General features: G+C 61.4%; 11 protein-coding genes. 6 read left to right on the top strand and 5 right to left on the bottom strand.

What is annotated here, in order from left to right:
• Positions 1-5 precede the first annotated feature (5 nt).
• The 4 genes from gltX to HJC00_RS06455 all read right to left on the bottom strand — a co-directional run bounded on the left by gltX (position 6) and on the right by HJC00_RS06455 (position 4,191).
• Positions 6-1,472, bottom strand: coding sequence for a glutamate--tRNA ligase (gene gltX / locus HJC00_RS06440; RefSeq protein ID WP_221163779.1), 1,467 nt, complete (start codon positions 1,470-1,472; stop codon positions 6-8).
• A 242-nt stretch (positions 1,473-1,714) separates the two neighbouring features.
• Positions 1,715-2,464, bottom strand: coding sequence for a TerC family protein (locus HJC00_RS06445; RefSeq protein WP_210629774.1), 750 nt, complete (start codon positions 2,462-2,464; stop codon positions 1,715-1,717).
• 99 nt (positions 2,465-2,563) lie between these two features.
• Positions 2,564-3,403, bottom strand: a complete 840-nt coding sequence (locus HJC00_RS06450) for an AraC family transcriptional regulator (protein ID WP_221146362.1) — start codon at positions 3,401-3,403, stop codon at positions 2,564-2,566.
• Positions 3,404-3,510: 107 nt separating this feature from the next.
• Complete coding sequence (locus HJC00_RS06455; protein ID WP_221124201.1) at positions 3,511-4,191, bottom strand: TetR/AcrR family transcriptional regulator; 681 nt, start codon at positions 4,189-4,191, stop codon at positions 3,511-3,513.
• A gap of 152 nt (positions 4,192-4,343) precedes the next feature.
• Between HJC00_RS06455 and HJC00_RS06460 the strand changes: the two genes are divergently transcribed.
• The 5 genes from HJC00_RS06460 to xylA all read left to right on the top strand — a co-directional run bounded on the left by HJC00_RS06460 (position 4,344) and on the right by xylA (position 11,410).
• Positions 4,344-5,552: an HlyD family secretion protein gene (locus HJC00_RS06460; protein WP_221163780.1), complete on the top strand. Its 1,209-nt coding sequence runs from the start codon at positions 4,344-4,346 to the stop codon at positions 5,550-5,552.
• 44 nt (positions 5,553-5,596) lie between these two features.
• Positions 5,597-7,198, top strand: a complete 1,602-nt coding sequence (locus tag HJC00_RS06465; RefSeq protein WP_210629778.1) for a DHA2 family efflux MFS transporter permease subunit — start codon at positions 5,597-5,599, stop codon at positions 7,196-7,198.
• A 201-nt stretch (positions 7,199-7,399) separates the two neighbouring features.
• Positions 7,400-8,422 carry a LacI family DNA-binding transcriptional regulator gene (locus tag HJC00_RS06470; protein ID WP_210629779.1) on the top strand — a complete coding sequence of 341 codons (1,023 nt, stop codon included), beginning with the start codon at positions 7,400-7,402 and terminating at the stop codon, positions 8,420-8,422.
• A 20-nt stretch (positions 8,423-8,442) separates the two neighbouring features.
• Entirely contained in the window at positions 8,443-9,897 is a 1,455-nt protein-coding gene (gene xylB / locus HJC00_RS06475; RefSeq protein WP_221124204.1) for a xylulokinase, read from the top strand.
• Positions 9,898-10,099: 202 nt separating this feature from the next.
• Complete coding sequence (xylA, locus tag HJC00_RS06480) at positions 10,100-11,410, top strand: xylose isomerase (RefSeq protein WP_210629781.1); 1,311 nt, start codon at positions 10,100-10,102, stop codon at positions 11,408-11,410.
• A gap of 61 nt (positions 11,411-11,471) precedes the next feature.
• On the opposite strand, the gene HJC00_RS06485 is transcribed toward xylA, so the two are convergent.
• Positions 11,472-12,503 carry a LacI family DNA-binding transcriptional regulator gene (locus HJC00_RS06485; protein WP_097597195.1) on the bottom strand — a complete coding sequence of 344 codons (1,032 nt, stop codon included), beginning with the start codon at positions 12,501-12,503 and terminating at the stop codon, positions 11,472-11,474.
• A 256-nt stretch (positions 12,504-12,759) separates the two neighbouring features.
• On the opposite strand from HJC00_RS06485, the gene HJC00_RS06490 reads away from it, so the two are divergent.
• The gene (locus HJC00_RS06490; RefSeq protein WP_221163781.1) at positions 12,760-14,286 is read left to right on the top strand and encodes a sugar ABC transporter ATP-binding protein; all 1,527 of its coding nucleotides are present in this window, start codon (positions 12,760-12,762) and stop codon (positions 14,284-14,286) included.
• Positions 14,287-14,317: the final 31 nt, after the last annotated feature.

A 14,317-nucleotide genomic window follows, 5' to 3' on the forward strand; every position in this document is an offset into this window, starting at 1 on the left:
TATTCTTACTTCGAGCCGACGAGGGCGGCGACTGCCTGGGCGGCGAGTTTGAGGCGCTGGCGCACGACGGAGCGGCCGAGGATGGCCATGGAATCGAAGAGCGGCAGGGAACGCGACGAGCCGGAGACGGCGACGAAGAGCGGCGAGACCACGACCTTCAGCTTCTTGCCCATGCGATCGGAGATGGCGCGCAATTCCGCTTCGATCGTCTCCACATTCCATTCCAGGATCTTTTCGAGATCCGGCTGAACGGTGTTGAGGATCTCGAGGATCTCCTCCGGCGGCGACTTGATCTTGGCGAAGTCGGACGGCTGCAGGCCGAGATCGGACTTCAGCAGGAAGCTGGCGAGATCGGGCAGCTCGCCGAGCTTGGAAATGCGGGTCTGCGACAGGCGCAGGCCAGCCTTCAGGCGGTCGTTCTCCATCGCCCAGGTCAGCACGCGCGCCTGGAATTCCTCTTCGGAGAGCTTCTCGCGGATCCAGCGGCCGTTCAGCCAGTCGAGCTTCTGGATGTCGAAGATCGCGCCGGCCTTGGAAAGGTTTTCGGGGTCGAACTTCTCGGAGAGCTCATCCATCGTCAACAGCTCTTCACCTTCAGCGATCTGCATGAAGAACAGGCCGAGGAAGTTCATCAGCGCCTCGGGGATATAGCCGAGCGCGGAGTAATAGGAGATCGAGGTCGGGTTCTTGCGCTTCGACAGCTTCGACTTGTCGGCATTGCGCATCAGCGACAGATGCATGAAGACCGGCTGCTCCCAGCCGAAATAGCGATAGAGCAGGATGTGCTTCGGCACCGAAGCCAGCCATTCCTCGCCACGCGCCACATGGGTGATCTTCATCAGATGGTCGTCGATGACGTTGGCCATGTGATAGGTCGGCATGCCGTCGGCCTTGATCAGGACCTGCATGTCGACGGAATCCCACGGAATGGACACGTCGCCATAGACGCCGTCGGTAAAGTCGCAGGAGCCCTCCGCCGGGATCTTCATGCGGATGACCGCGGCTTCGCCCGCCGCCATGCGTGACGTCACCTCTTCCGCCGTCAGATTGAGGCAGTGGCCATCATATTTCGGCGGCTTTCCGGCGGCGCGCTGCGCCTCGCGCATCTGCTCCAGCCGCGCGGGCGTGCAGAAACAGCGGAAGGCATGGCCATTGTCCAGCAGTTCCTGTGCATAGGGCTGATACATCGGCTTGCGGTCGGACTGGCGATAGGGGCCGTAGGGGCCGCCGATATCGGGGCCTTCCTTCCAGTCCAGCCCGCACCATTTCAGCGCGTCGAGCACCTTCGTCTCGAATTCCGGGGTCGAGCGCGTCGCATCGGTATCTTCGATGCGCAGGATGAACTCGCCACCGTGCTTCTTGGCGAAGAGGTAGTTGAAGAGAGCGATGTAAGCGGTGCCGACATGCGGCTCGCCGGTCGGCGAGGGAGCGATGCGGACGCGGACGCCGGAAGCTGTCCCGGATTTTGTCATTGTATGTGCCCGTCAATGAAGCCGGACTGCTTTCACGGGAAAGCAAGGTTCGGCCGGAAGGATGCAGATATCTTCATCGGCAAACCGGCCGATAAAGGGCATTCGCCCGCACCATTCGCCGATCGTCCGTTCGGCTGGCCTTAGGCCATATTCAACCGGGCGCGTCAAGAAAAACCGCGTCCGCAACGGCTTGCCGGCGCTGAGAGAGTGCACCGGTTGCGGCGCGCTCTCCCGTATCAGCCTCAATGCGCGCCTTCGCGTTTCCGCTTGCGGGCGTTGCGTGCGAACATGTTCAGCACCTCGACCAGTGCGGAGAAGGCCATGGCGGCGTAGACGTAACCCTTCGGCACATGGAAACCCATGCCTTCGGCGATCAGCGTCGTACCGATCATCAGCAGGAAGGCGAGCGCCAGCATGACGATCGTTGGATTCTTCTCGATGAAGTTGGCGAGCGGGGTCGCGGCAACCAGCATGACGGTGACGGCGGCGATGACGGCGATCACCATGATCGGCAGATGCGGCGTCATGCCGACGGCGGTGATGATGCTATCGACGGAGAAGACCAGGTCAAGCAGCAGGATCTGGCCGATGGCCGATGCAAAACCCGTGGTGGCGGACTTCGCGATGAAATCCTCCTGATGATCCACCGGGTCGACCGTGTGGTGAATTTCCTTGGTGGCTTTCCAGACGAGGAACAGGCCGCCGGCGATCAGGATCAGATCCTTCCAGGAGAAGCCGTGCCCGAAGGCCGTAAACAGCGGTTCGGTCAGCTGTACGATCCAGGCTACGGTGCCGAGCAGCGCCAGGCGCATGACCAGGGCAAGGCCGATGCCGATCCGGCGGGCTTTCTCGCGATGCTCGGACGGCAGTTTGTTGGTGAGAATGGAAATGAAGATCAGGTTGTCGATACCGAGAACGACTTCCATCACCACCAGTGTGATGAGCGCCACCCAGGCGGCCGGGTCCTGAATGAGCGTCATGATTTCCTGCATTAGCTTATATCCCCTTGCGTCACCGATGACGCCCGCAATGTAGTGTCCGCGGCCTGCTGCACAAGCGCCGCAAGGGGATATACGAAATCGATGTGACTTTTATTCCCTGACAGGTAGCCAGATTTCAGTGACGCCCATCCCGGTATAGGGATCGAAGCGTTCGTCGTAACGTTCGAACATGTCGGGCGTCTCGCCGTGTTCCAGGCCAGACGTTGGCCACCATGCGCCGAAAATTCGGTTCATGGTCGAGGAAATGCCGGAGACATGGCCGCGATGGGTGAAGACAGCGTAGCGTTGGCCCGGAAGCCTGAGCGTCGTAAAATCCGGCGGAAGGTCGCTGGCATCGGAGATCTCGACGCCGGCCATATAGCGATACTTCTCCGCTTCGCCATCGATATGGGTGCAGACGCCGTAGGCGACATTGCCTTTTTGGCCTGCAACATGACCGAAATGGGCGTTGAATTTCTGCCAGAGAGAGGGGATGGCGGCGTTACCGCCATAGGGATAGGTCTCCTGCAGGCCGGCAAGGAGCATCGGTTGACGCTTTTCGAAGCGGGGCGGTTCGAGGTCGTTGAGGTGGGCGGGGTCCATTCTGATCGGCTCCAGCAAGACAAGATTGCGGGCGTGCCCCTGTCTGCGCACCGCATCCGGCGTCATGCCGAACTGGTCGCGGAAGGCACGGGTGAAAGCCTCGTGCGAGCCGTAGCCCGCGCAAAGCGCAACCTCGAGAATGGTGGATGAGCCGCCGACCAGCGCGGGCACGGCGCGGCTGAGGCGCCGCCCCCTGATATAGCTGCTGATCGAGTGGCCGGTGACGAGCCCGAAGACGCGTGACAGATGATAGCGTGACAATCCGGCGGCTTCCGATATCTCTTCCAGCGATATATCGCTCTCGAAATGGCTCTCTATAAACCAGATCGCCCTTGCGACGGCGCTCATCCTCACTCCCTTGGTTGCGGCTTCTTCCTTAGAGAAAAGCCGGCAGCCGGGTTTGATCGTTCTTGCGGAGTTTTGGCCGAAGGAGAGCGGCAGTCAACGGTGCGGGGTTAGGCAGTCTCGTGCCGGCGCACGCCGTAGGCTGCCATGAAGACCTTGATCGCACCGCGGATGACGCGGTCGATTTCCTCACGAGTCGGCGGTTCTTCCATGCTGCCGAACAGACGGAGCTTGAAGAAGCTGCCGCTGGCAAGATCGAGAAACTGGCCCGCGGCCAGATCGATGTCGTCGATCTCGAGCCGGCCTTCGGCGACATGCTGTTCCAAAAAGTCGCGCATGATGGTGCGCAGGTTTACCGGTCCTTTGAAGAAGCGTTGACAGAGCACGGGCATGCGGTCGCGAACGCCGAGAACAGTGCGCATCGCGCTGATGACCTTTTCATCGGTCATGTGGGTGACGAAGCTTATCCCGAACTCGTACAGGCCGGCTTCGGGGTCGTCATGCTCGGCAAGCGCCGTGCGCACGGCCGCCACGAAAGCGGCGCGCTCGGTCTCGATCATCGCCGAAAACAGTTCTTCCTTATTGGTGAAATAGACGTAGAGCGTTCCCTTGGAGACTCCGGCCTCGCGCGTCACGTCGTTCATGCTGGCGGCGTCGAAGCCCATTTTCATGAACACGCGCTTGGCGCCGGCAAGAATTTGCTGGCGCTTGGCCGGATCTTCGCCCGCAGCAAATCGGCCTCCGGCAGCGGGAGGGCTGAATACGGCGGCGTGGTCGGGTTTTAACGTCATGTCTCCTTAACCGTGTTTACGGTTTCGCATTTTCCTTAAAAGAAATCGAACCGATTGGTTCTATACATCTTGATATGACGATAAAACAGGTTTATGTCAACTGAACCGAACCGTTCAGTTCGATTATTACTCCAAAGATCGGTAAAGTGGCCATGTCGAGCAACCAGAAAAGCAACGTCGCGCGTATCGTCAGCGAAAACGCCGAGGCCGAAGAGGCAAAGGTCGCGGTGGTTGCAGAGGCTCCGACGGCGGAAGCCCTGGAAAAGCCGGCTGCTCCCGCGCAATCGGCGCCGACCGAGGCCCCGGTTGCTGCTTCGGCAAAGAAGCGCCGCAGCCCGGTGCTGCCGATCGTCGTGCTTGCCCTGCTTGCGGGCGGCGGCTGGTATGGATACGAATGGTGGATGAACGGCCGGTTCATGGTGTCGACCGACGACGCCTATATCGAAGGCGATATCGCGACCATCTCGCCGAAGGTTACCGGCTATGTCGCGAAGGTGAATGTTGTCGCCAACCAGGAAGTCAAGGCAGGCGACGTTCTCGCTACCCTTGATAACGGCGACTACCAAAATGCCCTCGATCAGGCGAATGCCCAGATCGCGACCGAGCAGCTTTCGCTGAGCCGTATTGATGCGCAGATTGAAGGCGCCAAGGCGAGCCTCGTGCAGGCTCAGGCCCAGAAGACTGCCCTCGAAGCGACGGTTCGCGGCGCGGAAATCAAGCAGAAGCGCCAGAGCGACCTGCAGGCGAAGTCGGTCGGCACCACCGCGGATCTCGATGATGCTAATACGGCCCTCGATCAGGCCAAGGCCAATCTTGCCGGCGGCGACGCCAATATCGTGGCGGCACAGGCCAATATCGCCATCCTCGAAGCCCAACGCAGGGAAGCCGAAGGTTCCGTCCGCACGCTGGAAATCCAGCGCGACAAGGCCGCCCGCGACCTCTCCTTCACTGTGCTCAAGGCGCCCTATGACGGCATCGTCGGCAATCGTTCCATCCAGGAAGGCGATCTGGTCTCGCCCGGCCAGCGCCTGATGGCGCTCGTTCCGGTGCGCCAGCTTTATATCGACGCCAATTTCAAGGAAACGCAGATCCAGCATCTCGTTCCAGGCTCGAAGGTCAACGTCCATGTTGATGCCTATGACGACCATCCGATCGTCGGTACCGTCGAATCGATCTCGCCGGCCTCCGGTTCGGTCTTTTCGCTGCTGCCACCGGAAAACGCCACGGGCAACTTCACCAAGGTAATTCAGCGTGTGCCGGTGCGCATTGCGCTGCCGCAGGATGCGCTCGACAGCGGGCGTTTGCGCGCGGGCCTCAGCGTCGTCGTCGACGTCGATACCCGCACGGCACCGAACAAGTAAACCTTCGGAGCAATTCCAGCAAAAGGAAAGGCGGAGGTGGTCCGATGGCCGGGAGCGCGACAGCAACAGCGGGAACGATGCCGGCGGTGCCTGCCCACGCCGGAGATCGCATGGATCCGAGGAAGCTCATCGCCTTCTTCGCGATGGTGCTCGGCATGTTCATGTCGATCCTCGACATTCAGATCGTCTCTGCTTCGCTTGCCGAAATTCAGGCCGGCCTGTCGGCCGGTTCCGACGAAATCGGCTGGGTGCAGACGGCCTATCTGATCGCGGAAGTGATCATGATCCCGCTTTCGGGAACGCTGGCGCGCATCATCTCGACGCGCTACCTCTTCGCGATCTCGGCCGCCGGCTTCACCATGGCGAGTGCGCTTGCGGCGACGGCGACGAATATCGACCAGATGATCGTCTACCGCGCCATCCAGGGCTTCATCGGCGGCGGCATGATCCCGTCGGTTTTCGCGGCCGCCTTCACCATCTTTCCGCCGTCGAAGCGCAGCATCGTCTCGCCGATCATCGGCCTGATCGCGACGCTGGCGCCGACCATCGGCCCGACCGTCGGCGGCTATCTCAGCCACGCCTTCTCCTGGCACTGGTTGTTCCTCGTCAATATCGTTCCGGGCATCATCGTCACGCTGGTTACCTGGAACTTCATCGACTTCGACAAGCCGGAACTGTCGCTCTTCAAGAAGTTCGACTGGTGGGGGCTGATCTCGATGGGCGTCTTCCTCGGCGCGCTGGAATATGTGCTCGAAGAGGGCAACTCGAACGATTGGTTCAACGACAATTCCATTGCGCTGGCTGCCGTCGCTTCCGGCGTCGCGGCCATCGTCTTCTTCTATCGCGCCTTCACGGTGGAGTTTCCCGTAGTCGATCTCAAGGCCTTTGCGAACAGGAATTTCTCCTTCGGCTCGGTGTTTTCCTTCGTCATGGGCATCGGCCTTTACGGCCTTACCTATATCTACCCGGTCTATCTCGGGCGTATCCGCGGCTATGATTCGCTGATGATCGGCGAGACGATGTTCGTCTCTGGCCTTGCGATGTTCTTCACCGCGCCGATCGCCGGGCGGCTGTCGACCAAGATGGACCTGCGCCTGATGATGGTGATCGGTTTCATCAGCTTCGCCGCCGGCACATACATCATGATCCACCTGACGGCGGATTGGGATTTCTATGAACTGTTCATTCCGCAGATCCTGCGCGGGTTCGGCCTGATGATGTGCATGGTGCCGATCAACAACATCGCGCTCGGCACGATGCCGCCGTCGCGCATCCGCGGCGCGTCCGGCCTGTTCAACCTGACTAGAAACCTCGGCGGCGCCGTTGGTCTCGCGGTCATCAATACCGTGCTCACCAGCCGGCAGGATGTGCACTACGAGCGGCTGCGGGAGAATATGGACTGGGGCAATCCGGCGGCGATCGATCAGATGAACAACATGACTGCCAATTTCAGCAGTTACGGCATGGACGGCACTTCAGTCGCGATCAAGCAGATGGTCGGCCTCGCCACCAAGCAGGCGGTCATCCTTTCCTTCAGCGATGTGTTCCTCATCCTGACTGCGCTGTTCGTTGCGATGATCCTAGGTGTCGCCATGATCAAGAAACCCGCGCCGCAAGGCGGCGGAGGAGGTGGCGGCGGCCACTGACCTCCGGCCCCGTCCCTTGAAAAGGCCCTCTTCGGAGGGCCTTTTTGTTGCGGTTTTCAGGCCTCTGTGTCATCAGGGGGGCGCTGATCGAATCGATGCCAACGGGCGGTAATGCCGGTAAAATAATGCGGAAATCGCGCCGCTGGATTTTTTGATTTACGTACATCAAATTTGGCGCTAATGGTCTCGTCAGGAGGAATGATGAGGCCAACTGTTCACGATATCGCCGCTGCGGCGGGCGTCAGTCTCGCGACTGTCGACCGGGTGCTCAACCAGCGTCCTGGTGTGCGCCATGTCACGCGGGAGAAGGTCGAGACCGCAATCCGCGAACTCGGTTATGTCAGGGACGTCGCCGCCGCCAATCTCGCCAAGGGTCGCACCTATCCGCTGGTCTTCATCCTGCCGGCCAGCGACAATTCCTTCATGCACGGGCTCAATGCCGAAATCCGGCAGGCGATCCTTCGCTCGCCGGCCGAACGCACCGATATTCGCACCATCGAGGTGCCTGCCTTCGATCCGGCCGCTCTTGTCGCCGTGCTTGACGGGCTTTCCCGCGAAAAACCTTGCGGCATCGCAATGGTTGCGACCGATGCGCCTGAAGTGCATGCCGTCGTCGACAGGCTGGTGCATGCGGGCTTTCCCATCGTCACGCTGGTGTCCGATCTTACCGGATCGCTGCGCCATCACTACGCCGGCGTCGACAATATCGCGGCAGGCCGCACGGCGGCCCGCCTGCTCGGCCGATTCCTCGGGCCGCGAAAGGGCGAGATCGCCGTGCTCGCCGGCTCCATGCTGGTGCGCGACCATCGCGAGCGGCTGGAAGGATTCACCTCGGTCGTGGCGGAGGAGTTTCCCAATCTTGCGATCCTTCCGGTTCTGGAAGGGCGTGACGATCCTGAGATCGCCCATATGCTCGTCGCCGAGGCACTTGGGAATGCCGACATTATCGGCGTCTATAGTCTCGGGGCAGGCAATCGCGGCCTTATCCGGGCGCTGAAGGAGAAGGCCGTCGATCGGACGCTGACGGTCATTGCCCACGAGCTGACCGCCCACACGCGGACGGCGCTCATCGACAACACGATTGATGCGATCCTGAATCAGAATGCCGGTCATGAGGTGCGCAGCGCCATTCGCGTGCTGAAGGCCAAGGCGGACGGGCTCGCCGTCATCGAAGCGCAGGAGCGTATCCGCCTCGACATATTCCTGAAGGACAATCTGCCGTAACGGCAAAGGGAGAATGCCACATGTATCTCGGTCTCGATCTCGGAACCTCCGGCGTCAAGGCGATGCTGATCGACGGCGACCAGAAGATCGTCGGTTCGGCCAACGGTGCGCTCGACGTCTCGCGCCCGCATTCCGGCTGGTCGGAACAGGAACCGGCTCACTGGGTGCGCGCGACCGAGGAGGCCGTGGCCGGCCTCAAGGCGAAACATCCAAAGGAGTTCGCCGCAGTCACGGGCATCGGCCTTTCGGGCCAGATGCACGGCGCCACGCTGATCGACGCGAGCGACAAGGTATTGCGGCCCTGCATTCTCTGGAACGATACACGCAGTCACGTCGAAGCCGCCGCACTCGACGCCGACCCGCGTTTCCGGGCGCTGACCGGCAATATCGTGTTTCCCGGCTTTACGGCGCCCAAGCTCGCCTGGATCAGGAAGCATGAGCCTGAGACTTTCGCGAAGGTCGCCAAGGTATTGTTGCCGAAGGATTATCTGCGTCTCTGGCTGACCGGCGAATATATCTCCGAAATGTCGGATTCGGCAGGCACCTCCTGGCTCGATACCGGCAAGCGCGGCTGGTCGTCGGAACTGCTTGCCGCCACCGGCCTTTCGAGGGAGCAGATGCCGGCGCTTGTCGAAGGGACCGATCAGGCCGGCAGACTGCGGTCCGAACTCGCGGCCCAGTGGGGCATATCAGGCTCGGTCGTCGTTGCCGGCGGCGCGGGCGACAATGCAGCCTCGGCCTGCGGCATGGGCACGGTCAGCGATGGCGCGGCCTTCGTCTCACTCGGCACCTCGGGCGTGCTTTTTGCCGCCAACGGCTCCTATCTGCCGAAGCCGGAAAGCGCCGTGCATGCCTTCTGCCATGCGCTGCCCAACACCTGGCATCAGATGGGCGTCATCCTCTCGGCCACCGATGCGCTCAACTGGCATTCCGGTGTGACCGGCAAATCGGCCGCTGATCTCACAGGCGAACTCGGCGAGACACTGAAGGCGCCGAGCGGCGTCACCTTCCTGCCCTATCTCTCCGGTGAGCGTACGCCACACAATGATGCCGTCATCCGCGGGGCCTTTATCGGGCTCGGGCATGAAAGCAGCCGCGCGGCGCTGACCCAGGCCGTGCTCGAAGGCGTGGCTTTCGCCATTCGCGACAATCTCGAAGCGCTGCGTTCGGCCGGCACCGGCATCTCCCGCGTGACGGCAATCGGCGGCGGTTCGCGCTCGCATTATTGGCTGGCGTCGATCGCGACGGCGCTCGGCGTTCCGGTCGATCTACCGGCCGACGGCGATTTCGGCGCAGCTTTCGGTGCGGCCCGTCTCGGCCTAATCGCGGCGACGGGTGCGGATCCGATCGCCGTCTGCACGCCGCCGATGACGGCAGGCACGATCGAACCGGTCGCGGCGCTTAAGGGCGCTTACGAGGACGCTTACAAGCGCTATCGGGCGCTCTATCCGGCGATCAAGTCGCTGGCGCATTGAGAACTCGAGCCGGCGGCCCCCTCACCCTACCCTCTCCCCGGGGGAGAGGGGGAGTTCGCAGCAATGGCTTTGAAAGAGCTGCAACGTAGCGGCAAGTCCCTTCTGCCCTCGGGGAGAAGGTGCCGGTAGGCGGATGAGGGGCTGCCTCCGCAGACAAGAATTCAGAACTGCCAAGAGATACGAACCCAAAGGAGACCCCAATATGAGCACCGGATTTTTCGGCGATATCCAGAAGATCAAATATGAAGGCCCTGACAGCACCAATCCGCTGGCCTTCCGCTATTACCAGCCGGACGAGATTGTTCTCGGCAAGCGCATGGAAGACCATCTGCGTTTTGCGGTGGCCTATTGGCACACCTTCACCTGGCCCGGCGGCGACCCCTTCGGCGGCCAGACCTTCCTGCGTCCCTGGTTCGAAGACACGATGAAGGCCGCCAAGCTCAAGGCCGACGTCGCTTTCGAATTCTTCTCGCTGCTCGGTGCGCCCTATTACTGCTTCCACGACGCCGACGTGCGCCCTGAAGGCAAGAACTTTGCCGAGAACACCAAGAACCTCAACGAGATCGTCGATTATTTCGCCGAGAAGCAGGCAGCCACCGGCACCAAGCTGCTCTGGGGCACAGCGAACCTCTTCTCCAACCGCCGCTACATGTCGGGTGCGGCGACCAACCCCGATCCGGACGTCTTTGCTTTCGCAGCTGCGACGGTCAAGACCTGCATCGACGCTACGCAGAAGCTCGGCGGCGAGAACTACGTGCTCTGGGGCGGCCGCGAAGGTTACGAGACGCTGCTCAACACCGATCTCAAGCGCGAGCTCGACCAGCTCGGCCGCTTCCTCAACCTCGTCGTCGAATACAAGCACAAGATCGGCTTCAAGGGCACGATCCTGATCGAGCCGAAGCCGCAGGAGCCGACCAAGCACCAGTATGATTACGACGTTGCGACTGTCTACGGATTCCTCAAGAAGCACGGTCTCGAAAACGAAGTGAAGGTCAATATCGAGCAGGGCCATGCGATCCTTGCCGGCCACTCATTCGAGCACGAGCTGGCGCTTGCCAATGCGCTTGGCATCTTCGGCTCGATCGACATGAACCGCAACGACTACCAGTCCGGCTGGGACACCGACCAGTTCCCGAACAACGTTCCGGAAATGGCGCTCGCCTACTACCACGTTCTGGCGGGCGGCGGCTTCAAGACCGGCGGCACCAACTTTGATGCGAAGCTGCGCCGCCAGTCGCTCGATCCGGCAGACCTCTTGATCGGTCATATCGGCGGCATGGATTGCTGCGCCCGCGGCCTGAAGGCGGCTGCCAAGATGATCGAGGACAAGGCTCTGTCGCAGCCGCTTGCCGACCGTTATGCCGGTTGGGAAACGGCCGAGGCGCAGAAGCTCTTCCGCGGCGAGTATTCGCTCGATGAGATCACGAACTGGGTCGAGAGCAAGGACGTCAACCCGCAGCCGAAATCCGGCAAGCAGGAACTGCTCGAAAACGTCGTCAACCGTTACGTCTGATGACAGGCGCCGGCGGCCATCGGTCGCCGGCGCATTTGTTAGCCGGCTATGCCATCTCCGTTCAGCGCTTCAACCAGTTGCGCGACGGCGCTGAGACGGAGTTTCGCACCACCAGATCCGGCCTAAGCAGGATTTCCGTCTCGGCTGGCTGTCCGTCGGACAGGAGCTCCAGCAGCAGCGCCATCGCCTGTTTGCCGATCGCCGTTCTCGGCTGACGGATCGTCGTCAGCGATGGGGATATGAAGACGGCCTGCGGCACATCGTCGAAGCCGGTCACCGAGAAATCCCGCGGAATATCATAGCCTCGCGCGCCGAGTCCGATCATGACGCCGATCGCCGTCTGGTCGTTCACGCACATAAAGGCGGTCGGAAGCGTGTCGCGCATGAAAAGCTGCTCGACCGCATGCCGTCCGCTTTCGATCGTGCCGTCGCCTTCGAGCACGATCCGCAAATCGGGCGGGACGCCGGCAGCGTCGAGACCGGCATCATAACCCATGCGGCGCCTGGTATAGGCGAGCCGAGTGCGGGAATCGCCAATGAAGGCGATCTTGCGATGGCCTTCGGCCAGCAGCAGATCCACGGCCTTTCTCGCGCCCTCGGTATCGTCGACGCCGACATAGGGAATGCCGCCGTTGAAGACCGGTTCGAAGACCCCGACACTCGGCGGTAGGCGCGCCGTCATGGTCTGGTGACCGAAGGGCAGGATGCCGGTGAAGAGGATGAGCCCAGCCGCCTGGTTGGAGTTGAAGAATTTCAGATATTCCAAGCCGCGCTGGGCATCGTTCTGGGTGTGGCCGATCAGGACGCCGTAGCCGTGGGCGCGAGCCTCGTTCTCCAGTCCGACGAGAATGTTGGAGAAATTGGGATCGCCGATGTCGGGCGCCACCACGAGGATCATGTTGGAGCGGCCGAGCCTCAGGCTGCGCGCCATGGCATTAGTCGTATAACCGGTGATGGCGATCGCCTGGTTGACCTTGAGCCGCGTCGAGTTGGCGACCTTCTCCGGCGTGTGGATCGCCCGGGAAACCGTCGCGATAGAGACCTCGGCGATCCGGGCGACGTCTTCGATTGTTGCGGGCGTGGAATTCGACACTGGGCTCTGCCTTAAGGCTGTCTTCGCCGCGACACTACACAGACTTGTCGAGAGGTCAAAGGTAAGCGTCAACTCATCTGTATTAATCCACGATGTAAACCTTTACATGCTTTATGTAAAGGTTTACATAAGGCTCGAAGCGGTCGGGAGCCGCATGCGCGTGCCTGTTTGAGAGCCCAAGGCGGTTTTCACAAGGAAAATGTGCGCTAGTTCAAAGCGGAGCGTTGCCGGGTGCGGCGCTCTAGGGGAGGGCATAATGACCGTGGAGATCGCCGACACCGCACCCGTGGTGCTGTCCGCCAGGCGCATATGTAAATCCTTCAGCGGCGTGCAGGTCCTCTTCAGCGTCAACTTCGATCTCCGCGCCGGCGAAATCCATGCGCTCATGGGCGAAAACGGCGCCGGCAAATCCACCCTCGTCAAGGTGCTCTCGGGTTTCGAACAGCCGAGTTCCGGCGAAATCCTGCTCGACGGCAAGCCTTTGGTGCTGCCGCCGAATGGCGCTGCGGAAGCGCTCGGCATCGTCATCATTCATCAGGAATTCAACCTCGCCGACCATCTGACCGTGACCGAGAGCCTATTCCTCGGTCGCGAGGTTACGCGTCTCGGCGTGCTCGACCGTAGGCATATGCGGGCTGAAACGCGCAAGGTCCTCGACGTGCTCGGTTCGCATGTCGATGAGAATGCCTTGATCAGCACGCTTTCCATCGCCGACAAGCAAATGGTCGAGATTGCCAAGGCGATCAGTCGCGATGCCCGTGTCGTCTTTATGGACGAGCCAACCGCCGTGTTGTCGCGGGAAGAGACCAATATGCTGTTCAAGCAGGTCCGCAAGCTTCGCGACCAGGGCACGAGCTTCGTCTTCGTGTCCCATAAGCTCGACGAGGTGATGGAGCTGACCGACCGGGTGACGGTGCTGCGCGACGGCCAGTGGATCAAGACGTCGCCGACCGCCATTTTGGATGGCGAATCGATCGCGCAGCTGATGGTCGGCCGCGAGCTTTCCAGCCTCTATCCGGCCAAGGTCGAGCCCAATGTCGACGAGGAGATCGTCCTCAGCGTCTCTTCGGTGTCGACGGGATATGTCAGGGATGCGAGCTTCGAAGTGCGCAAGGGCGAGATCATCGGGTTTTCCGGCCTGATCGGCTCCGGCCGTACCGAGCTGATGGAGGCGATTGCGGGACTGCGGCCCCGCCTCGAGGGCGAGGTGGTCATCAAAGGGCAAACGGTTCCCTCCGGCGACGTGCACGCGGCCAATCGCTGCGGCCTCGCCTATATGACCAAAGACCGCAAGTCGAAGGGTCTGCTGCTGCGCTCCGGCATGGCGACCAATCTGACGCTGCAATCGCTCGGACGGCATTCGCGCCACGGCTATCTCAGCCCGAGCAGCGAGGCGGCCGCACTGGCGAAAGCCAAACGTCGTTTCGACATCAGGGTTCGCGACAGCGCTATCGTCGCGGGCCGCATGTCGGGCGGAAACCAGCAGAAGCTGCTGCTCGCCAAAGTCATGGAGACCGATCCCGACATCATCATCATCGACGAGCCGACGCGCGGCATCGATGTCGGCACCAAGCAGCAGATCTATCATTTCATTTCGGCGCTCGCCCGGGACGGCCGGTCGATCATGGTCGTTTCGTCGGAAATGCCTGAAGTCATCGGCCTCTGCACGAGAGTGGCCGTCATGCGCGAGGGGCGGATCGTCGGCGTGCTCGAGGGCGACGAGATTTCCGAGCAGGAGATCATGCGTTACGCCGCCGGGCTCAAAAAGAAGGTGGCTGCGTGAGGGCGGAGCAAGACTTCGCCGACGCGGACAA

The sequence above is a fragment of the Rhizobium sp. NLR22b genome, from assembly GCF_019685295.1.
Lineage (GTDB): Bacteria > Pseudomonadota > Alphaproteobacteria > Rhizobiales > Rhizobiaceae > Rhizobium.

Coding starts and splice junctions, on each gene's coding strand:
- xylA (WP_210629781.1), top strand. CDS start 10,100: ATGAGCACCGGATTTTTCGGCGATATCCAGAAGATCAAATATGAAGGC.
- HJC00_RS06470 (WP_210629779.1), top strand. CDS start 7,400: ATGAGGCCAACTGTTCACGATATCGCCGCTGCGGCGGGCGTCAGTCTC.
- HJC00_RS06455 (WP_221124201.1), bottom strand. CDS start 4,191: ATGACGTTAAAACCCGACCACGCCGCCGTATTCAGCCCTCCCGCTGCC.
- gltX (WP_221163779.1), bottom strand. CDS start 1,472: ATGACAAAATCCGGGACAGCTTCCGGCGTCCGCGTCCGCATCGCTCCC.
- HJC00_RS06490 (WP_221163781.1), top strand. CDS start 12,760: ATGACCGTGGAGATCGCCGACACCGCACCCGTGGTGCTGTCCGCCAGG.
- HJC00_RS06465 (WP_210629778.1), top strand. CDS start 5,597: ATGGCCGGGAGCGCGACAGCAACAGCGGGAACGATGCCGGCGGTGCCT.
- HJC00_RS06460 (WP_221163780.1), top strand. CDS start 4,344: ATGTCGAGCAACCAGAAAAGCAACGTCGCGCGTATCGTCAGCGAAAAC.
- HJC00_RS06445 (WP_210629774.1), bottom strand. CDS start 2,464: ATGCAGGAAATCATGACGCTCATTCAGGACCCGGCCGCCTGGGTGGCG.
- xylB (WP_221124204.1), top strand. CDS start 8,443: ATGTATCTCGGTCTCGATCTCGGAACCTCCGGCGTCAAGGCGATGCTG.
- HJC00_RS06450 (WP_221146362.1), bottom strand. CDS start 3,403: ATGAGCGCCGTCGCAAGGGCGATCTGGTTTATAGAGAGCCATTTCGAG.